Below are 19,698 nucleotides of genomic sequence, written 5' to 3'. Positions count from 1 at the left end.
GTAAAAAACCATTGGCCCAAATCTAATATGTATGAAAAAAAGAGGATGTATGCTCATATATTGAACATAAAATCCCCTTATTAATATAGTTTGTTTAATTATATATAGTGATGTGCTTTTTTAGTTCATAAGCCCTCTATACAACCTCATTTTTGACTACTAATAACCCATTTTTCGGATACAAAGATAGAAAGTTCGATAATTAATTTTTCTTATCTCTCCATATAATTTTTTTCACAGACATAAAAACAATTAATGAAATCGCAACTCCAACTGTAACATCTGAAGCAAAATGAGCTCCCATTACAATGCGACTAATTGGTACTAGTAACATCCACATAAGAATTAAAATCCAAATACCTATTTTTTTGTTCTTTAATGAAGCAAAAGCTTCTGACAATAAACTGAGCCAAATGACTAACGCTGCATTAGCACTATGACCTGAAGGAAATGACATAAAATCATCACTTTTTGTAATTCCTTGAGGTATAAACCATCTTGAAAACCCTTCGAAAGATCCAATAGAAACCATATGACGATAACGTTCTCTACCCCACCCTAGTTTCATTAAATTAAATGTAATTAACACGATGACTACACTTAATAATCCGATTAATGCTACATCTCTTAATCTAGGATTATCATATTTACTCCATGATTTAGAAATCATATGGCAAGCACCAATAAAACAACTCATAAAAATCGGTATTAAAAATTTTGAAATAGGAAAATAATTTACTAGCATAACTGAAGCTATTAAAGCGAACAAAAGAATGACTATGCCGTAACCAATCCCAGAAAGATAATACTCTCTTGAACCTTTATTCATTCTAGTTTTAAATAAATACATACTAGAAAATAAAGCAATAAGCATCGCTGGAATTTCTCCTACACCTTGTAAAAAGAGAGCAATCTTATTAGTTGGTTGATATAGACTATTGGATATCTGTAGGTCTGTAAAGGCAAAGATACATAGTAAAATAGCGAAAACTGGAATAAGTATCACTTTTCTATTTTTCATCATTCACCCTACTTCCCACTATGCTTCAATATAAAATTCCCCATCTCAATTGCTAAATCTTCACTTTGAGGATAGACGCCTACATTATCTCCATAAGCGTGCCCCAAACCACGATAGAGGACTGTCTCAGTTTCAACTCCTTTTTTAGCCAACTTAGCTGCATACGCTAAACATTCTATCATTAAAAAATCATGTTCTCCTACCGTAATAAATGTACTTGGATAATCCGGTGATACATCAACATATGGACTTAAATACTTAGTATTAATTTCTTGCGTACCAAGTATTTCTGACATATTTCCGACCAATGAATGCATTATATTAAGCATTTTTTCTAATCCTTTTTTATACTTAGGAGCAATTTCATACTTATCTATACTCCAAGAATAAAATTCATCTTCATAGTTACACATATTAATTGTAGGATATAGAAGCAACTGCCCCTTAACGTACTTCCCGCCATCTTCCATATCCCTGGTTGTACAATACTGCGTTAAGTTCCCTCCTGCACTATCACCGGCCACAAAGATATTATTTTTGTCACCACCTAATGTGTCAGCATTCTCATAAATCCACTTTAAAGTAGTGTAACAATCTGTGTGCCCAATTGGAAAAGGATTTTCTGGAGCTAATCGATAATCTACAGAAATGGCTAATATATCTGTTTTTTCTACTATCAATTTTACAAGTTCTTCTACCACGTCAGGTGATCCCGCCATGAATCCTCCACCATGAATAAAGTATAGAATTGGCGCATTCTCTCGTTTAGAAATGCTATTATAAATTCTTATCGGAATACCATATCCATCTTCTGCTTCAACTGTTTTATGCGTAATATTAATGTCTTTAGTGACAATTGGAACACTTTTAATACCATTAAATTGTTTTCTCATATTCTTTACTGACTTTTCAGAAGCATCCATTTTCATCATATTTTTAGGCATAAACCTCATTACATTCATTTGAACCTTGGTGTCTTTATAAAGACGTGGATCCATCGCTCCTTTTTCATCGCAATCCGGTATGTTTTTTACTAAGACTTCTGCCCCTTGTACAATGATAGTTTCTTGTTTTTCTTGAATTTTTTCTAAAAGATCTAAGTCATATTTTCTAGTCATCTAGTATTCATCCTCTCTTAATTTAAGCGCTTTCATTTCATCGAATAATCGCATAGGTCCGATTGCATCTTACTTCATTTACTATTACTAAATAAAAATACGTTCCATGTACAAAATGTAACATGAAACGTATTTTTATTGTTGTTCCTATTTGATTCAATTATTGTCGTTTTTTGATATGATATTTTTTCTATACTGTAATGGCGTATATCCATATTTTTCTTTAAACTGTGAAATAAATGATTTTACATTTGGAAATCCGTGTTTTATTGCTATATCTTGTATAGAATTTGTGCTACTGATAATATCTTCATAAGCTTTATAGAGCCTGTATCTCGTTAAAAAAGAGGTGAAATTTGATCCAAAGGATTTTTTGAACATACGGGAAAAGTGTTCTTCACTTACAAAAAAATGTTTAGCTACATCTTTCAATTTAAGTTCTTCATCGTAATGTTCATAAATATACGTAATCATCTCCTTCTGTCTATTCCCCAGTTGAAAATCATTTTCTACATTCTCCCCATCTTTACAGTATCGTAATAAAATATAAACGATTTCATAAATCAAACTATTAATTTTTATATAACTTAAATCATCAGAATTTGTTACTAATTCCTTTAACTCAAAAAATATTTTTTGAAGGTTTGTTTTCTGAACAACTGAGTCTTTTATATTAAATCTGTATTTATCAAAATCTTCATTTACCTCTTTAAGAAATTCATAGGAAATAATTAACATCATTACTGCACAACTTGTATTTTCAGCTTTTTCAAATTCATGAACATCTCCACTGTTTACAAAAATGAATTCACCAGCTGATACTTTCTTTTTTTGCCCATTCACATACAAAAAAATTTCTCCATATACTACTAGGCTAATTTCAATACTTCTATGCCAGTGAGGAGGAATATAATCGTGAAAATCAGTTGAAAACATTGTATCCTCTATATATTCAACCATTCCTGGAATTCGATCACGTAATTTTATTTCTTCATATTCTCCTTGCCTGATTTTCAATAGTTAACCTTCCTTTTCATTATAAATATTCACCCTATTTCAAAATCTCTCCAATAATGCCCTCCATTTGATGAACTCCTAAATCGGTATTTGTCATAATAACCACACCTGTTTCTAAATATGGATAAGCAACGATCATACATTGAAATCCAACTCCCCAACCAAGTGAAGAAAATTCAATTTCTTGTCCTATACCATCTAGAAAAACGCCTAGCCCCGCCCATTCTTTACAACCTTGTGAGCTAATAAGTTCCTTTGCCTTACTTTCAGAAAGACCAATTTTACTTTTACCTTTTAACGAGTTCACGACTTCAATTACTAAAATTGCTAAATCTGTTGGCGTTGTCCAAAGTCCGGCAGCTGCTGGATATGGATAGATCGGATATTCACTAGAAACGACTTCACCTTTTTTATTGTGCCCACAAGAAAATTGTCTATTGTTTCCTGTTAATGTTGTTTGTTTGTATGTACTGTTTTTCATATGTAACGGCTCAAATATCTGTTCATCCATTAATTCCACGAAAGATTTATCACAAACATCTTCTATTACTTGCTGTATGATACAAAAGCCTGCATCGGAATATTGAAAGTCACTTTCCGGTTCATATTGTACTTCAATTCGCTCTTTACAATATGGTGTTTTTCCTTCTAATAATTTAACCATTGCAGGTTCGCCTAGAGTGGAATTATATTCGCAAAAACTCCCTTCAGGATCGATTATTCCAGATTGATGGCTAAGTAATGTTCGTAACGTAACTTTATTATTTTGCGTATATTCATTTTCAGGAACCTTCCAAGATGTAAGTCTATTATTTATATCCTCATCTAAATGAAAGATACCTTGGTCGGTTAATTTTAATACTAACATCGCTGTTAAGAACTTACTAATCGAACAAGCATTAAAAATAGAATGATTGTTTACCCTTCTATTCGTTCCCGCTTTCATGACACCAAATTCTTTTGTCATATGTATCGCACCATTTTCAATGAAAGCAATACTTAAACCAGATACATTATAGTGCTCCATACGTTCTGAAATATTTATATCCCTTAATTCCATATCGAATCCACCCCCATATTATCCTATGTAAATTTTAACAAAAGAATATATGTTCGTAAATTATTTTTATCCCGCTATTCGTGGGCAGTAATACTCCCACCTCAAAATTCAGCGAAAACAAAGAAGATAGGAACGCTACCTATCTCCAAAGTATCTTTTAGGAAGCGATATTTTTTTAGTACGTTTAAAATTTTGTATGTGGTAGGTGAAAAATGGCAGAATATTAACGAAGTAGCTGGCCCTTATGTGAAAGATTTTGCTATAGCTGCTGTGTGTCTTGCTGTTTTCTATTTTATTGTAAAGAAATTAACGAAAAAACGTGGTTAGTAATTTCATATTAATGATGGGAACATCTTAATTATGTAGTGGAAAAATAAAATCAATTCATTAATGATGTTAAAATCGGAATCATTTCGTGATCAAAACTATTTTTTCTGTATGTCTCGTGTCACAGTATATTCATACACAAAAGACCCATCCGCTAATTTATGGATATTAGTAGATGGCCTTTTGATCGTTTTTATTTGTATTTAAAATTCATTGAAAAATCACTAGATAAACATGATAATCTCTTCTAATTATGGTTTGTTTACATTTACATCTCCATATTCGGCGCATACACAACTTCTACTATGTAACCGTTTGGATCATAAAAATCTACCGTATAATATCCTTCTGAATACTCTTTCACTTCTATCGGTCCCCGAATGATTGTAGCTTGCACATTATGCAAAAAACTTGCTACTTCATCAACTACAGAGCGATTCATTGCCTGGTAACAAATATGTCTTGGCCCTAATGTTCGTACAAGCTCTACACGAATCTCCTTAAAATATATCTCTGTTTCCCCTGTACTAAAGGCTGTTTCATTTAGTTGTTTCCAGCCAATAATCGAAAATAATTGCCGATAAAATTCAATCGATTCCGCTAAGTTTGCTACCCAAAACTCAATGTGATGAATACCTGGTTCAAACGTTTTCTCTGGCATACTCCCCATTTCCCTTTCCTATCAATTTTCTATTTCGAATGTACAACACTTACAATTTCTTCTGGCTCATTGACAATGTAATTCGGAGATTCAACCTGAACTGTTTCTATCACATCATATCCCCAGCTTACCCAAATCACTTCTACACCAATTTTTTTACAAGATACGATGTCTCGAAGCTCATCTCCTACGTAAATTACATCTGAACTTTTCAGTTTCTTTGCTTTTAAAAATTTCTTTATCATCTTGTCTTTTCCGAAAATATTGTTAGAACAAAAAACATCTTGGATAAAATCAATTTCATTCTGACGTAAAAATTCGCGAATATGCTCCTCTGCGTTTGAGGATACAATGACAATTTCATATCCACTTTCTTTCAACGTCTGTAACACATCTATGATTCCATCGAACAAAGTAAGATTTTGAATCGATGGTTGATATAATTTATAAAATTCTAATGCTATCATAGGGATTTTATACAGGGGCACATGAAGCAATTTACACCTCTCTGGAATTGATAACTTCCTCAATGCTTCAACATCCTCTTCTCTTACCTGTTTAAAACGGTGTTTCTCCGCTATTTCATTGAAAATAGGGATAAAAATATCTTTAGAATCCACTAACGTACCATCAAAATCAAACATAATATATTTACTCATTACAAAGGCTCCTTGTTATCATTTATATTTTTTATACTTAAGAATTCTCTTCCAAACTGATATATCCTTTTATTCACAAAAAAAGAACAAGGTATATCTCCTTGTTCTCCTTTTTCTATGACAGCCATTTTGGCGGTGTATTCGTATTCCAATAAATATCACCAAGCTCGTGGTGTCCTGTAAAATCGTCATCATAACAATGGTAATGAAAATTAAAATAGTAACCATCTTGCGGTGGATGATCTCTTCTTACGTGAAAACGAAGTAAGTCATTCCCAGTTTTTGTATTATACACATGAAAAATCTTTTCATTTTTCCCACCGGCCGGTTTTTGCGAAATTGCTAAAGACTGCAGTGAATCTTCCGGTGTGTTATTCGCAAGGTTTGCAATTGCTTCTTCTATTTTCGGCAATATAACATCTTTAAACTCATCTTCAATTACTGGGCCAATTTTCGATCCGAATTTCTCCATCGATTGTCTCTCAGCCTCTTGCATCGCATAGAAAAGAAATGATTCTGAACTTATATCGCTTGATTTTTCATCCAGTATAAACGACGGTTGCTCTAAATTTTGTTGTTTTGTAGGCTTGTCCGCTTTGGCAGTATCAAGCAGTACAGAAGGAGGTGTTACTAATCCAAATGTAAATACAGTAATTAACGCGACGAGTGTCTTTTTCATCCAATTTGGCATGTTGTATCCCTCCCTTTCTTTTTATATTTTTATAACGATTTCTTCTATTATACAAAATGATGCCAATTTTTGCACTTTACAAATTTATTTACGTTAACATCATTTGAATATGAAATAGTAAGATTTCATATAATAAATAATATACCTTGATCTGACTAGGGGGACTTGACCTTCTCTTTTCAGCCGTTAGCATTTGCGTTCTAATCTTTGTTATGTATGTGTCGATTACGGATTAACAAAAAAGATCTATCTAGCTCTTTTTTTATTAGGAATAAATAAAATCCACACTGTTAGTCCAATGGTGACTCCTGCGCACATCACAGCAGGGATCATATAAAATTGAGCTAATGTCGTAATGCCGTAAACACATAAAGCTGGCAAAATGAGATATGCCTTTGCTTTCTGCGACAGCCATAGTTTCTTTCCTTCTGAACAATATAGTTGTAAATATAGTTTGCCAGAAAAAACTTTCCATATGTCTCTCGAGTAACGAAATATTGCAAACAATGCAAACGAAACAACAATTGCAGCAAGCCACCACGGAGCAACCCAAATTGTACTTGTACTAATAAGAAGGATACGAATATAAAAACCACCTGCATCACCCGAACGAAAATATTCCTTTAAAAAAGCTTCAATGATTCTTGCATCATTACTTTTTCCTAACAATATTCGTTTAGAACGCAGAAATAACCACGGCTTCGCTGCATTTGTAGGTTTTTGTACTTGACCCCCAAGTGTCATAATTTGTGCTGTCCATCTCATTCCCTCTGCTTGTTCTTTTTCAATTTCTTTAAAGAAGAAGCGATGGTACTCCATTTTTGCTTTTAATAAGAAAAAACTTATGATAAATAGAAGGAGAAAGAACAAAATCGTGTAAAAAGACTGCTGTAATATGTATCTGCATGCCATTCCTACATATACAACGCTTATAAAAAAGAGAATATTTTTAATAATGATCACTTGCCACTGTTTATGAAATCGAACATCAATATATCGTTGCAGCAAGGAGAGCATGAAACGGAAGCAAGTCAAAAAGACAAAACAGAAAACAGCTTGTAAGCCTGTTCCATGCAGACTTTTCAAAAAGATTGGTAGGAATAGTAATGTTACTAGTGCACTTGTGAAACAAATACGACAAAATGAATATACCATTCCATATTTCATCATTTGTTTCATCCAATCTGGAAATTGAATTAAAAACAAACTGTCCGCTTGTTCCAAAAATGAACGTACACTTCTTGAAAACGTTGTACTGTAAAAGATAAAAAGTCCGATAGATAAATAGAACACATCTTCATTTTCTGGTCCGTTTTTCCAAAGTGAAGTGTAGTATATCCAGCTAAATACAAGTGCTGGAACAACTGCATATAATGCGATTGTCCAATCAACAACAGAACGTACCGCTTTCCATTTTCGTTTTAATTCATGAAATAGTCTCTTATAAAATAATTTTCTAATCATGTTGCTCCCGCCTTACAATCACATCAAAACAATCTAACAATGTGCCTTCTGGCATGTCAGCAAGTGTTTGAATACTACGTAAATCTCCATTTGCAAATAACGTTCCTTCTGAAATTAATAAGAACCGCTCACATATTCTTTCTGCCGTATCTAACACATGTGTGCACAGTAAAATGCCAGCTCCGCGCTCCTTTTCTTTATACAAAAAGTTGAGAAAATCGCGAGTTGCTGTCGGGTCTAATCCAATAAATGGTTCGTCAATAATATAAAAGTCTGGCTTTGTTAAAAAAGCTAAAATGAGCATTGATTTTTGTTTCATTCCTTTTGAAAACTTCGATAAATATTCATGCTTATGCTTGTCCATCCGAAATGTATGTAACAACTCTTCAGCTTGTATTTCCCAGCTCCCTGATTTAACATCCTTAGCAGCCATTAATAGTTCAATATGTTCCCATAACGTTAAGTAATCATAATACGTCGGATGTTCTGGTACATAGGCATACGGATTCTTTTTTTCTCCAAATGAGACTTTCCCGTCCATATGCGCCAATAAGCCAAGAATCGCTTTTATCGTTGTACTTTTTCCTGCTCCGTTTGCACCAATTAAAGCAACTAGTTCACCTTGTTCAATTGAAAAGGCGATATTATGTATCGTTTGCTCTCTATATTCGTATCCAGCTGATTTTATATGAACTTGTAGCACGTGTATCCCTCTCTTTACAAAAAATACAATATATTCCTATGAAAATAATAACATATTTTTATAGGAAAAATATAAACCATAGCAAAGATACCATTCATATGCAGGAAAATAATCTCAATAGTAGAATACTTTATATTCTGAGCTCAAACTATTTTTTGTTACTCCATGTACACCGTTTTATAAAATATTTCTAACAAACGACGAGAAAGGATATTTACTATGACAAATAAACGGAACATCGAAGCTATTTTTATCGACCGTGACGGTACAATTGGCGGTGATACAACCATTCATTATCCCGGAGAATTTCAGTTATTCCCATTTTCGGAGATGGCTCTAAATCAACTAAAAGCACAAAACATACAACTTTTTTCCTTTACAAACCAACCTGGCATTGCTGATGAAAAAGCAACAACCGAAGACTTTATTCAAGAATTAGAAGCTTTCGGTTTTGATGATATTTATCTTTGTCCGCACCGGCATAGTGATGGCTGCAGTTGTCGTAAGCCTGAAACAGGAATGCTTCTTCAAGCAGCGAAAAATCATCATCTTGATTTAACGAAATGCGTTGTAATCGGTGATCGGTGGAGCGATATTGTTGCAGGTATAAAAGTCGGTGCCACAACAATTTTAGTTCAAACAGGTGCCGGGTACGATGCACTGCATACGTACCGTCATAAGTGGTCGGACATGAATGCTGATTATATTGCCACAAATTTAGAAGACGCTGTTTCATGGCTCTTTTCACATTCTATATAAAAATAAAACAGCAATACCGGATAAACGGCATTGCTGTTTTAGTCATTCCACTCGCTTTGCATACCTCACTGCAAAAATACGAAAACTATCTCTTTATAAAAAGCTTATCCTTACATATTCATATGTTATGAAAACGAATCACAATATGCTTGTATATATATCACTAGTCATATATGGATTTTTAGTAACTACCCAGCCATACATTTTATTTAGAAGTTTGGTAAGGAGTATGATGTAAGTAGAAATATACTGACCTATAAAAAGTTATTTTCATTTTTCAGCATATAGATTGCTGCCACGAAGGTAAAAATGGACCTACACCTTGCTGTCTTTCTATGTTTTTAAACTTTGCGCGTGGCAGGAAAAGGCCCTGACCGCTACTATACATAGCCAGTCCCTCTCGACCATTTAGAAAAATGCTTTTCCGCCTTTTTTTCATAGAGTGACTGAGTTGTTACGATTTTTATAAAGTTAATTCATAATGGAAATAGCGATCATCTCTTATATAACCGTTGCCTACATATAAATGCTGCGCCGCGGCATTATCTACTTCCGTTTGGAGCTTCAATCCTTTTGCCCCTGTCTCCACTGCAAATTGCTTAGCCTTTGCTAACAATTGTTTCCCTACTCCCGTTCCTCTTGCCTCACTTCGTACAAATAAATCATTTAATATCCACAGCTCTTTCATTGAAACAGAAGAAAAAGAAGGATACAGCTGCGTAAACCCAAAGTACTTCCCATCTTCTACTGCTACAAAGATAACGGATTCTTTTCGCTCCATACGTTCACGTAAAAATTGTTCTGCTCCTTCAATATTAGAATCTTGTCTATAAAACATGCGGTACTCATTAAATAATGATGCTACTCCTTGTAAGTCTTCCATAGTTGCTTGATATATTTTCACTTCTCTTCGCTTCCTTTCCAGTAATTCTTCATTAAATCCGTTGCCCAATCTGGCTGCTTAATTTCTTCTTTTGGCAAAAACTCTTTCATAACTGGTTTCATATCTAAAATAGGGGTACCATCAATCGCATCTAATCCTTGCACAACTAAGCGCTTTCCTTCTCTTCGTACTACTTTTACAATCGTAGCACCTAATCGATTCGGACGATTTTTCCCCCGCTGTGCAAAAATACCTACTTTCGGATACTCTTCATTATTTCGAGGATGTCTTGCTGTATACTGAATGTTCTCTTCTCTCACTCTATTAAAATAAAAAATCACTTCAATATGTGAAAATTGTTCAACCCCTTGCAAACTCTCTTCTGTATACAAATCTGTCAACTCAATAACAGATTCAATTTCTCCCCACAAATCATCTTCTACATTGATTCGTTCATTATGTACAAAAGCGATCGGTTGTAACGAAAACATCGTATCCCCCCTTTTTGTAACCACTTACATTATAATATATTTTCTGAATACTTTCCATGAATAATATTATAAATCAAAAAGAAGAGAGGATGTAGTGCTCTCTTCTTTTTGAAGGTTATATAAGACCTGTTAAGCTATACATGCCAATTACAACAAATACAGCTACCGTTTTAATAATTGTAATTGCAAAGATATCCCGATATGATTGTTTATGAGTTAATCCAGTTACTGCAAGTAATGTAATAACTGCTCCGTTATGCGGCAATGTATCCATTCCACCTGATGCCATTGCTATAATGCGATGCATCACTTCTAACGGGATTTGGAATTGTTCTGCAGCTGCAATATACTTATCAGACATTGCGCTCAATGCGATCCCCATCCCCCCAGAAGCCGATCCTGTTATACCTGCAAGTACATTTGTTGTAATGGCTCCGTTAATAAGTGGATTTGTAAAAGTAGTTGAAATACCATCACGAATTACACCAAATCCTGGGAGAGAGGCAATTACACCACCAAATCCATATTCTGCACCTGTATTCATAGCTGCTAGTAGCGCGCCGCCAATACTAGCATTTAATCCTGTTTGAAAGTCTACAAATACACGTTTCCAATTTAATAGAAGTGTCGCAATAATCCCTGTGATAAGTGCTAATTCTACTGACCATACCCCAAGCACCCCAGATAATTCTACTTTCCCAAAACTTTTCAAACCAATTGACGCAAAATCAAAGCCACTTGGATACCATTTTGGAATAGTAATTGTAAAAATTTTATTCATGACACCAACTAAAATAAGCGGTACGAAGGCAAGCACTTGTCGAAATGGGGTAATTTCAGTCGGTGGGAGTGCTTGTTTTACACCTTGTTCTGCTTCGATGGATGCTGCCATTTCCGTATGTCCATCCCCAAATCCAAAATACCCTTCACCTTGCGCTTCTGCTCTCTGACGTCGACTTTCTAGATACACCATACCGACAATAAAAATAAAAATAGCTCCTGTAATTCCTAATAACGGGCCAGCATAAATGTCTGTCTTGAAAAATGTTGTCGGAATAACATTTTGAATTTGCGGTGTTCCTGGAAGCGCGTCCATTGTAAACGTAAGCACACCAAGTGCAATTGTACCTGGAATGAGTCGTTTCGGTATATTTGCTTCACGAAACAAATTAGCTGCAAATGGAAAAATAGCAAATGCCACTACAAATACACTAACACCACTATATGTTAAAATTGCCCCCATTAATACAATCGCCAGAATCGTTCGTTTCACCCCAACAATTTGGATAATCGTTTTTGCGATAGACTCTGCGATTCCTGACATCTCAACTACTTTTCCGAAAATCGCTCCTAACAAAAACACTGGGAAATATAATTTAATGAAACCAACCATTTTCTCCATAAAAATGTTTGAGAAAAAAGGTAAAACATAAGTCGGCTCTGTTAACAAAACAGCAAACAGTGCACAAATAGGTGCGAATAAAATAACAGAAAATCCGCGATATGCCACAAACATAAGCATACTAAGTGCCAGTAAAATAATGACTAATTCCATGATTTTCTCCTTTCTAATTTCCGAGGAAATATTTATAGAATTTTCAGTTTATTTAGTAAAATTCCACTTTATAAATGAAATTCCTCTTTCAAGCATCGAATATAGTCATTTTCCATAACACCTATATAAAAAAGATAAGGAAATGACCTTATCTTTTCAATCTGTTACTTGTTTACCGCATAATGAAAATTCTTTAAACCTTCTACATCTTTACTAATATGAGTAGCTCCTGCTGCCACTAATTCTCCTTTACTACCGTACCCATATAAGACTCCGATAGAATCAATACCAACTTGACACGCGCCAATTATATCATGCTCTCGATCGCCTACCATAACTACATGCTCTTTCTCTAAATCATCATATGTATGTAAAATATGCTGAATTATTTCTGCCTTTGCAATGCGTGTTCCATCTAAATTACTACCGACAATCTCTTCAAAATAATGCGCCATCTGAAAGTGTTCCAAAATTTGTTTTGCAAATATAGTTGGCTTAGACGTTGCCACAAACAATCGCTTCCCCGCATCCTTTAAATCTTGTAAAATACTAGGAATATGCTCATATACATGATTTTCAAACATTCCCTTCGTTTTAAAATATTCACGGTAATGCGTGACTGCATCTGTTACTTGTTCTTCATTCATTCCATATATATTCGCAAATGAATGTTGAATCGGCGGACCGATAAAAGTAAGTAATTTGTTATGATCCTGCTCATCTATCCCCATTTTTCGCAAGGCATATATGACTGAATTGACAATTCCTTCTTTGGGATCTGTTAATGTGCCATCTAAATCGAATAAAAAAGTTGTATACATATATTTCCCTCCACTCACTTTACTTTATATGTTACGCTCCAAAAACATTTATTCATATGAATCTCTAAATCTACTGCAAATGGTTCAAAAATAGCTGTAAGCTCTTCTTTCGAATAATAATTTTTTATAATTTCATACTGCTGGCCATCTGCTAATGGGCGAATTTTATATGTATTTTCATCATTTGGCTTAGAAATAAGTGTTCCACCAATTCCTTCGTTATACATATTATCGACCATACACACAATCGAACCTCGTTCTAAAACCTCATGAAACTGTTCTAAAAAGGGAAAAATATTTTCTTTCGGGATATGAGAAAACCAAAAATTTGCGTATGCTCCATTAAATGTTTTTGCTAACTGATTTAGTTTATATGCATTTCCTTGTACAAAAGAAACTTTCGATGGCAAAAGCTGCTTTTCTTTCGCTAAAGTTAGTACTTCTTCTGCGTAATCAATCGCAGTAATGTGCTGAGCTGTTTTAGCAACATATTGCGTCCAGTATCCTGTACCACAAGCAACCTCGAGTACATCCCTCCCTACAAACTTTTCTTTCAAAACATCTTTTATTTCCATTAATTCTGTTTGCCTAATAGGGTCATCTCGAAAATATACTTCTTCATAGCTCTTTGCACGGTTACTGTAATATGTTTTCATCCCTATCCCCCCTTATCATCTTAACCACAACTCTCACCATTTTACAAAACAATCATTTTAATGTAAATATTCAGTCAATAACTTTCGAGCAAACTTTTTTTAATAAAAATCAATATATACAAAATCCTTTTCATCCTGTATGATTAGATTTATTTTCCAAATTTTAATAGATGGTGAATACATATGACGACAAAATTAATTTTCATAGTAGTTTTTACAATTATCATTCATGCAGTAGAAACAAGTTCTTATAGCATCCGACTTGCAGGTATTCGGTTAAAAAAGATTGCTGTTTCGTTATCTGTAGTTGGAATTGTGTTACTTGTTGCGAGAACATCTAACTTGCTACAAGCTTTTTTAGTTAGCGGTATTGTCGATCAAGCAAAACTAGACGATTCTATCGATTTAAAAGGTACGATTCATATTATTTTATTCGCTGCCTCAATCGGTACATTACTTGCTATCTTTTTGTATCCAACTCTTACAAAACTATTTGGCTATGTGATTCAAAACTTTGAAACAGACGGTTCTTTTATACGTATGATGAAAACAAATAACATTCAAAAACTAAAATACACAAAAAAATATGTCCGTTTTCCAAAGTTGCAAATGATTCATCGGATGAGAGTTGGCGGCATCCCAAAACGAATTATGCTCATTAATATGTTTGCTACCGCTATTTATACGGCAGGTGTTCTTTCTGCTTTATACGCATCTTTTTTAAATCCTCCTTATGCAACGAAAGCAATTACAGCTTCCGGTCTCATTAACGGATTTGCAACAATCTTATTAACGGTACTATTAGACCCACGAATTGCTCTATTAACGGAACGGGCTCTCCAAAAAGAAAACGGTGCAGAAGCAATGGGGAAAATGTATGGGTGGCTTATGATTTCTAGATTTTTAGGAACATTACTAGCTCAGCTTCTTTTTGTACCAGGAGCTCATTGGATATTATGGATTATTTCGATTACGAATTGAAAATTGCACAGTGAAAAAGGGTCTTCTTAACTATGAACTGTACCCCGAATCGTGGACACTAAAAAAAGTCCATGATTCGAGGTACAGTTCACCATTCATCCTGAAGCACTTTTGCATTCTGATCAGGGTATCCATTACACGAGCCTAGAATTTCAGCGCCGTGTAAAAGAAATGGGGATTAGACAGTCTATATCACGTAGAGGAAACTGTCTAGATAATGCCCCAATGGAATCCTTTTTTGGTCATATGAAAGATGAATTAGATTATAAGTGTTGTCAAACGTTCCAATCTCTTCAACTTGTAATCGAGGAGTATATGCAAGATTATAATTATGATCGTTATCAATGGATACTCAAAAAAATGGTTCCGGTACAATACCGGAACCATCTTTTAAGTGCTTAATTTTAAAGGTCTTTTTATTAAACTGTCCATTTTATAGGGTACAGTTCACTCTCTCCACTCCTTCATTTGCAAGGGCATTAATAGTCGTAGGAATACCAATAATCAGGAAGATTATAATCATATTCTTTTGGGTTTTTCAAACCACCATAATCCAGTTCAAGAGAACAACTATAACACTTAATATACCAAGAGTAAGTAGATGATTCATAGTTTCCATCTTCATCTATGTCTTCCCATGTATCTTCATAGGTAACCAATGAAGATACTCCACAAACCGGACAATTATTAATACAGTGATCCTTTGCAAATTGATCCCATGGATATAGATCCTCCACTTCAGATTCTGCAATTTTTTTGGCTCTCTTTGTAATCCTTTTAGCAAAAGAACGGTGTGAAGATAATGGGTTTTCATAAGCTGATCGACCAAGCTCTTTTAAAAAAGCAGCTTTTCCAAAATCAAAATTTCCTTTTGAACATTCTTTTGCAATTTCAATGATAGGATCAATTTCAGTACACAAAGATTTGTATTTCCATTTACCCATATTCTTTTCATAGTCTGGTAGATTAGTAATTTGAATTATTATGGGTAGTAAGTACTTCCCAATAAAAACATCCAGCTCCTTATAATGTAAAATAAAGGTTCCTTGGTGCCAAATGCTATTTCTTAGTCTATTAAGCTGACTAAGGGTATCTATATTCTTTTTCTCAGTAAGGAATTTGTATTTCGAATCAATCTTTTTATCTTCAAAAAGTTTACATAACTTATTCAATGCATCATAAAAAGTAATATTATTATTCCTTAAAATTTCTTTATAAACAAGTTCCATGAAATGTTGAAAATGTACTATAGCTTCGGCATACTGACTAACATATTCTGTACTATATATCCACTCAGATTCATCTTGTGATTCTAGTGAATTAAACCTAATAAAATTATCTTTAATACTTCTATAAGTTGAAAAATAAGCCTTTAATGCTGTTCTAAGTGAAATAAAAGCAAAACTAGAAAGATTTCTCTCAAGTTTTTCAATATTAAAACCATTAGAGCATACCTTTTTAACATCCTTCATTTCCAGCCCCCTCTTTTTTTACAACTTTTTCTTATGCTCTAATACATCTAAAACGTGTATATCTCTATCTGAACAGTCTCTACAAATATAGTAGGTTACATAGAAAAATGAATCACCTTCCTTTTCATCATGTGTAACGTCTACCTCTTCTAACATCGTATTTTCTGTACATTTACAGTTTATACAGAAATCGTCGATTTGGAAGAAGGTATCGTCTTTTCTTATGAACCTAGTGTCTTTACCTAAATCCTTCTCTAAATCGTTGATTGTGTAAGTAAACCATGATTGAATTGTTTCTTTTATTGATTTTAGTCTGTAACCCACTTCTAGAGGAAGCCAAAAGAAAGTTAAGACAAGTAATACCCCTACTGGGTTTTCTTCTTTTGAAATTGGTAAAAATAACTGTTTTCTCGTTAAGTAGGCGTATATTGCACCTACCAAACAATACAGACCAATATAGGTTAATATCATTGTCTACCCCCTAAAGATGATGGGAGATATGTATATAGATAAATGATAATAAGTGGAAAACCGATTAAGCAAAATAAAATGAATCCGATTATGGATAGTAGTTTTGCCCCTCTACTCATTTTTGATAGCATGATTCTACCAGTTACACTTATAAAGATTAATGCATATATGGTAATGAGTGTACTATGTTCCATGTTTGACTACCCCTTGTAAATTATAATATCAGCCAATCATATCAGTTAGTTTTATCCAAAATTAAATTATCCCCCTACCACCTGTCGTAATGTATCATTGACCTTGCCAATTTCCTATTCCGCCATCTGGTCGATTCCAACGGGATTCTTCGCGCAGAATCTTTGCTTTCTCGGCTTCGGTCAATTTGTATGTATTCATTATTTGATATCCACCTTTCTCTATCCCTATTTTATTTCCTTTATATGTATATGGCAATAAAAACTCCAACCCACCCACACTCTCAAGCATGAATAAGTTGGAGTTTTTGCAAAATCACACCTTTTATTTACAACAATATTTAAATCGATACTGAGTTAAAGACTTTAGCCTTTTTCCAACTATCATTTTCAAACACAGAATCCTTCACCATGTTGTGGCTAGTAGGAAGTAATAATGCTCCAATACCAGTTGGCCCATTTACATATTCAATACCATCTGCAGTTGGTAACTCTTTTTCAGTCAGTACTGTTTTTAACGGTTCAGAATACAGATAATGCTCTTGCTCTTTTAGATAGTAATAACCCTTTTGGATTGTTGGGTGCCAATTCTTGCTCGGATCTTTTCCGTTAAGAGTTCCTATTAAGAACTGTTTACCATTAATCTCTTGAACTTTTGTTTCTACCCACAAGTCATTGTCCTCGATAATGATACGCCTTTTGTATGTATGGTTCCACTAAAAGATTAAATGCTTCTGCATCCCCTGTTTGTGAGCGCTCTAAATATTTTTTATCCATTTCACTCCCTCCTTTCTTCACTTATTTATTACCATGTTACATAGAAAAAGTTCGTTTTTATTTTCGAAATAAACAATTTTTTATAAACACATTTTGAATCAGAAAGGAAAAATAAGAAAAACCTTGAACAATCACTCTAATTTACCATCTTGAAATAATCAGAAAACGAAGACAATCAATTGAGGTGTTAAAAATTCACAGCAATCTTCTCATAACAAATCCCCGGTACACAAACCGGGGATTATTTCACTTTATATTACGGTACTAACCGCGTACAGTCTCTCGGAAATGCACTTGCTTCACGAACGTTTGATAAGTTTAAAAATTTATATACAAGTCGTTCTAACCCAATCGCGAACCCACCATGCGGCGGACAGCCATATCGGAATGTATCGATATACGATTGAAAGTTTACTACATGTAATCCCTTTTCTTCAAAGGAGCGAACTAACATATCATAATTGTGAATACGCTGCGCACCTGATGTAATTTCTAATCCTTTATACAACAAATCAAAAGAATCAGTGACGGAAGGATTCTCGTAATTTGGCATTGTATACATCGGACGTGTTTCTTTCGGATAATGAGTGATAAAGACAAAGTCGCTATTGTATGTTTCTTTTATATACTTCCCAAGCAACTTTTCTCCTTCTGAATCTAGATCTCCTTTTGGGGACTCTTTTCGATACTCTTTTTGTAAAATCGCTTGCGCTTCTGTCACCGTTAATTTGGGGATATCTGTAATAACCGGAATTTCAATTTGAAGCAACTGTAACTCCTTTACGCAATTTTGTTTTATTTTTTCAAACATATACCGAAGTACATCCGTTTCAAGCTGCATTACTTCATAAAAATCTTCAATAAATGCAAGTTCGACGTCTAAGGAAATGTATTCGTTTAAATGACGAGATGAATTGTGATGTTCAGCGCGGTATACAGGTGCCACTTCAAAAACACGTTCTAATCCACCCGCAACCATCATTTGCTTATAAAACTGCGGTGATTGTGCTAAATATGCTTCTTTTTCAAAATATTGAAACTGAAATACGTTTGCTCCGCCTTCCGCTCCTTGCGAAACAATTTTCGGTGTGAAAATTCTTGTAAAATCATGTTGTAGTAAATATTCGCTAAAGGCATGTGCAAACATTGATTTAATTTTAAAAATCGCTTGCACTTGTTCGTGCCGAAGTGATAACGTTCGCGAATGTAACATTTGATCTAAACCGACCTGCAGCTTCTTTTTATTCACTTCAAACGGGATTGGCTCCGCACCATTTATGAGCTTTACATCTTCAACTAATAACTCTACTCCAAGTTTCGTTTTATCTGTCTCAATTACTTTTCCTGTCACTTGCACAACACTTTCTACTTCTACTTTATATCCTGCCCATTCTTGTTCAAGTACGCATTGCATGACGCCTGTTCGATCACGAAGTAATAAAAAGCTAATATTCCCTAGATGCCGAATTTTCTTTACCCATCCTTGTAATACAACTGTTTCATGCGGTGTACATTCGCTAATAAGCGACCGCTTCATCTGTTGACTCATACTTTCCGCCTCCTATAATGAATTGTATGATTATAAATTTATTATTATCGTTATCATCATCATCCACGGCCGCTCACCTCCTTTCAAAGAATACAAAAATCCGCCCCTATAAAAGGGACGGATTTCACCGCGGTACCACCCAAATTGTCACATTGACCACTTTTCTCCTGATAACGGTAGGTTCCGTTTACTTTTACTAGTTGTTCACGTTCAAAATAACACTCACAGGTGTCTTTCCATCACGCTGCACCGCAATCTTCTCAGCTACCGATTGCTCTCTGTAGATCAGTTCACGATGTACTTTTCCTGCTCATCGTTTTTTATATTTACGGAATATTCTATCCTTTCGAACGACGAAATGCAAGTAGTTT

22 protein-coding genes, 2 pseudogenes and 1 other annotated feature are annotated in these 19,698 nt (G+C 34.3%); of the genes and pseudogenes, 4 read left to right on the top strand and 20 right to left on the bottom strand.

Annotation, left to right across the window (positions count from 1 at the left end):
- Positions 1-202 precede the first annotated feature (202 nt).
- The 4 genes from BR72_RS13530 to BR72_RS13515 form a co-directional block, all read right to left on the bottom strand.
- On the bottom strand, positions 203-1,021 hold the full coding sequence (locus BR72_RS13530; protein ID WP_035433693.1) for a phosphatase PAP2 family protein: 819 nt from the start codon (positions 1,019-1,021) through the stop codon (positions 203-205).
- Between the two features lie 8 nt (positions 1,022-1,029).
- Positions 1,030-2,139 (bottom strand): alpha/beta hydrolase, encoded by a 1,110-nt coding sequence (locus tag BR72_RS13525; protein WP_035433672.1) that lies wholly within the window; start codon positions 2,137-2,139, stop codon positions 1,030-1,032.
- Positions 2,140-2,295: 156 nt separating this feature from the next.
- Positions 2,296-3,156, bottom strand: a complete 861-nt coding sequence (locus BR72_RS13520) for an AraC family transcriptional regulator (protein ID WP_035433671.1) — start codon at positions 3,154-3,156, stop codon at positions 2,296-2,298.
- A 34-nt stretch (positions 3,157-3,190) separates the two neighbouring features.
- Positions 3,191-4,216, bottom strand: a complete 1,026-nt coding sequence (locus tag BR72_RS13515) for a serine hydrolase domain-containing protein (protein ID WP_035433670.1) — start codon at positions 4,214-4,216, stop codon at positions 3,191-3,193.
- Positions 4,217-4,417: 201 nt separating this feature from the next.
- Between BR72_RS13515 and BR72_RS27130 the strand changes: the two are divergent.
- Positions 4,418-4,543: pseudogene (locus BR72_RS27130) on the top strand (DedA family protein); the annotation flags it as partial.
- Positions 4,544-4,811: 268 nt separating this feature from the next.
- Here BR72_RS27130 and BR72_RS13510 read toward each other — a convergent pair.
- The 5 genes from BR72_RS13510 to BR72_RS13490 all read right to left on the bottom strand — a co-directional run bounded on the left by BR72_RS13510 (position 4,812) and on the right by BR72_RS13490 (position 8,721).
- The gene (locus BR72_RS13510; RefSeq protein ID WP_035433669.1) at positions 4,812-5,204 is read right to left on the bottom strand and encodes a VOC family protein; all 393 of its coding nucleotides are present in this window, start codon (positions 5,202-5,204) and stop codon (positions 4,812-4,814) included.
- 29 nt (positions 5,205-5,233) lie between these two features.
- Positions 5,234-5,863, bottom strand: coding sequence for an HAD-IIIA family hydrolase (locus tag BR72_RS13505; protein WP_035433667.1), 630 nt, complete (start codon positions 5,861-5,863; stop codon positions 5,234-5,236).
- A 115-nt stretch (positions 5,864-5,978) separates the two neighbouring features.
- Positions 5,979-6,554 (bottom strand): YpjP family protein, encoded by a 576-nt coding sequence (locus BR72_RS13500; RefSeq protein WP_035433666.1) that lies wholly within the window; start codon positions 6,552-6,554, stop codon positions 5,979-5,981.
- Positions 6,555-6,800: 246 nt separating this feature from the next.
- Positions 6,801-8,018, bottom strand: a complete 1,218-nt coding sequence (locus BR72_RS13495) for an ABC transporter permease (protein WP_035433664.1) — start codon at positions 8,016-8,018, stop codon at positions 6,801-6,803.
- Positions 8,011-8,721: an ABC transporter ATP-binding protein gene (locus tag BR72_RS13490; protein WP_035433663.1), complete on the bottom strand. Its 711-nt coding sequence runs from the start codon at positions 8,719-8,721 to the stop codon at positions 8,011-8,013. The genes BR72_RS13495 and BR72_RS13490 overlap by 8 nt, the downstream gene beginning before the upstream one ends.
- A 219-nt stretch (positions 8,722-8,940) precedes the next feature.
- On the opposite strand from BR72_RS13490, the gene BR72_RS13485 reads away from it, so the two are divergent.
- Positions 8,941-9,480: an HAD-IIIA family hydrolase gene (locus BR72_RS13485; RefSeq protein WP_035433662.1), complete on the top strand. Its 540-nt coding sequence runs from the start codon at positions 8,941-8,943 to the stop codon at positions 9,478-9,480.
- 463 nt (positions 9,481-9,943) lie between these two features.
- Here the strand turns inward: BR72_RS13485 and BR72_RS13480 are convergent, their stop codons facing one another.
- From BR72_RS13480 to BR72_RS13460, 5 genes are all read right to left on the bottom strand, one after another.
- Positions 9,944-10,384: a GNAT family N-acetyltransferase gene (locus BR72_RS13480; protein WP_035433661.1), complete on the bottom strand. Its 441-nt coding sequence runs from the start codon at positions 10,382-10,384 to the stop codon at positions 9,944-9,946.
- A complete protein-coding gene (gene tsaA, locus BR72_RS13475) occupies positions 10,381-10,854 on the bottom strand; it encodes a tRNA (N6-threonylcarbamoyladenosine(37)-N6)-methyltransferase TrmO (protein ID WP_035433659.1) in 474 nt (157 codons plus the stop codon). The genes BR72_RS13480 and tsaA overlap by 4 nt, the downstream gene beginning before the upstream one ends.
- A gap of 115 nt (positions 10,855-10,969) precedes the next feature.
- Positions 10,970-12,409, bottom strand: coding sequence for a GntP family permease (locus BR72_RS13470; RefSeq protein ID WP_035433657.1), 1,440 nt, complete (start codon positions 12,407-12,409; stop codon positions 10,970-10,972).
- A gap of 164 nt (positions 12,410-12,573) precedes the next feature.
- Positions 12,574-13,230, bottom strand: a complete 657-nt coding sequence (locus BR72_RS13465) for an HAD family hydrolase (RefSeq protein WP_035433656.1) — start codon at positions 13,228-13,230, stop codon at positions 12,574-12,576.
- Between the two features lie 14 nt (positions 13,231-13,244).
- A complete protein-coding gene (locus tag BR72_RS13460) occupies positions 13,245-13,886 on the bottom strand; it encodes a class I SAM-dependent methyltransferase (RefSeq protein ID WP_035433654.1) in 642 nt (213 codons plus the stop codon).
- 183 nt (positions 13,887-14,069) lie between these two features.
- Between BR72_RS13460 and BR72_RS13455 the strand changes: the two genes are divergently transcribed.
- Together BR72_RS13455 and BR72_RS25640 are read left to right on the top strand one after the other, a co-directional pair.
- The gene (locus BR72_RS13455) at positions 14,070-14,867 is read left to right on the top strand and encodes a lipid II flippase Amj family protein (protein ID WP_035433652.1); all 798 of its coding nucleotides are present in this window, start codon (positions 14,070-14,072) and stop codon (positions 14,865-14,867) included.
- Positions 14,868-14,972: 105 nt separating this feature from the next.
- Positions 14,973-15,269, top strand: a pseudogene (locus tag BR72_RS25640) (IS3 family transposase); the annotation flags it as partial.
- 77 nt (positions 15,270-15,346) lie between these two features.
- Here BR72_RS25640 and BR72_RS13450 read toward each other — a convergent pair.
- The 6 genes from BR72_RS13450 to aspS form a co-directional block, all read right to left on the bottom strand.
- Entirely contained in the window at positions 15,347-16,339 is a 993-nt protein-coding gene (locus BR72_RS13450; RefSeq protein ID WP_035433651.1) for a hypothetical protein, read from the bottom strand.
- 18 nt (positions 16,340-16,357) lie between these two features.
- Entirely contained in the window at positions 16,358-16,810 is a 453-nt protein-coding gene (locus BR72_RS13445; RefSeq protein ID WP_035433649.1) for a hypothetical protein, read from the bottom strand.
- Positions 16,807-17,004: a hypothetical protein gene (locus BR72_RS13440; RefSeq protein WP_035433648.1), complete on the bottom strand. Its 198-nt coding sequence runs from the start codon at positions 17,002-17,004 to the stop codon at positions 16,807-16,809. Before BR72_RS13440 ends, BR72_RS13445 begins: the two co-directional genes overlap by 4 nt.
- Positions 17,005-17,098: 94 nt before the next feature.
- Complete coding sequence (locus BR72_RS13435) at positions 17,099-17,260, bottom strand: hypothetical protein (protein ID WP_156107944.1); 162 nt, start codon at positions 17,258-17,260, stop codon at positions 17,099-17,101.
- Positions 17,261-17,342: 82 nt separating this feature from the next.
- A complete protein-coding gene (locus tag BR72_RS13430) occupies positions 17,343-17,672 on the bottom strand; it encodes a hypothetical protein (protein ID WP_035433645.1) in 330 nt (109 codons plus the stop codon).
- 362 nt (positions 17,673-18,034) lie between these two features.
- On the bottom strand, positions 18,035-19,327 hold the full coding sequence (gene aspS, locus BR72_RS13425; RefSeq protein WP_035433644.1) for an aspartate--tRNA(Asn) ligase: 1,293 nt from the start codon (positions 19,325-19,327) through the stop codon (positions 18,035-18,037).
- A 110-nt stretch (positions 19,328-19,437) separates the two neighbouring features.
- Positions 19,438-19,650 (bottom strand) — a binding site (T-box leader).
- Positions 19,651-19,698 lie beyond the last annotated feature (48 nt).

Origin of the sequence: Bacillus sp. UNC322MFChir4.1 (assembly GCF_000746135.1) — a bacterium.
GTDB lineage: Bacteria > Bacillota > Bacilli > Bacillales > Bacillaceae_G > Bacillus_A.
The sequence above is the reverse complement of the archived record's forward strand: the minus strand, read 5'-3'. Positions and strand labels throughout refer to the sequence as shown.

What these genes read in the sequence shown, in the direction of transcription:
- BR72_RS13455 (WP_035433652.1), top strand. Translation starts at nt 14,070, where the DNA reads ATGACGACAAAATTAATTTTCATAGTAGTTTTTACAATTATCATTCAT.
- tsaA (WP_035433659.1), bottom strand. Translation starts at nt 10,854, where the DNA reads ATGTTTTCGTTACAACCGATCGCTTTTGTACATAATGAACGAATCAAT.
- BR72_RS13450 (WP_035433651.1), bottom strand. Translation starts at nt 16,339, where the DNA reads ATGAAGGATGTTAAAAAGGTATGCTCTAATGGTTTTAATATTGAAAAA.
- BR72_RS13500 (WP_035433666.1), bottom strand. Translation starts at nt 6,554, where the DNA reads ATGCCAAATTGGATGAAAAAGACACTCGTCGCGTTAATTACTGTATTT.
- BR72_RS13510 (WP_035433669.1), bottom strand. Translation starts at nt 5,204, where the DNA reads ATGCCAGAGAAAACGTTTGAACCAGGTATTCATCACATTGAGTTTTGG.
- BR72_RS13485 (WP_035433662.1), top strand. Translation starts at nt 8,941, where the DNA reads ATGACAAATAAACGGAACATCGAAGCTATTTTTATCGACCGTGACGGT.
- BR72_RS13530 (WP_035433693.1), bottom strand. Translation starts at nt 1,021, where the DNA reads ATGAAAAATAGAAAAGTGATACTTATTCCAGTTTTCGCTATTTTACTA.
- BR72_RS13440 (WP_035433648.1), bottom strand. Translation starts at nt 17,004, where the DNA reads ATGGAACATAGTACACTCATTACCATATATGCATTAATCTTTATAAGT.
- aspS (WP_035433644.1), bottom strand. Translation starts at nt 19,327, where the DNA reads ATGAGTCAACAGATGAAGCGGTCGCTTATTAGCGAATGTACACCGCAT.
- BR72_RS13495 (WP_035433664.1), bottom strand. Translation starts at nt 8,018, where the DNA reads ATGATTAGAAAATTATTTTATAAGAGACTATTTCATGAATTAAAACGA.
- BR72_RS13445 (WP_035433649.1), bottom strand. Translation starts at nt 16,810, where the DNA reads ATGATATTAACCTATATTGGTCTGTATTGTTTGGTAGGTGCAATATAC.
- BR72_RS13460 (WP_035433654.1), bottom strand. Translation starts at nt 13,886, where the DNA reads ATGAAAACATATTACAGTAACCGTGCAAAGAGCTATGAAGAAGTATAT.
- BR72_RS13465 (WP_035433656.1), bottom strand. Translation starts at nt 13,230, where the DNA reads ATGTATACAACTTTTTTATTCGATTTAGATGGCACATTAACAGATCCC.
- BR72_RS13525 (WP_035433672.1), bottom strand. Translation starts at nt 2,139, where the DNA reads ATGACTAGAAAATATGACTTAGATCTTTTAGAAAAAATTCAAGAAAAA.
- BR72_RS13515 (WP_035433670.1), bottom strand. Translation starts at nt 4,216, where the DNA reads ATGGAATTAAGGGATATAAATATTTCAGAACGTATGGAGCACTATAAT.
- BR72_RS13505 (WP_035433667.1), bottom strand. Translation starts at nt 5,863, where the DNA reads ATGAGTAAATATATTATGTTTGATTTTGATGGTACGTTAGTGGATTCT.
- BR72_RS13470 (WP_035433657.1), bottom strand. Translation starts at nt 12,409, where the DNA reads ATGGAATTAGTCATTATTTTACTGGCACTTAGTATGCTTATGTTTGTG.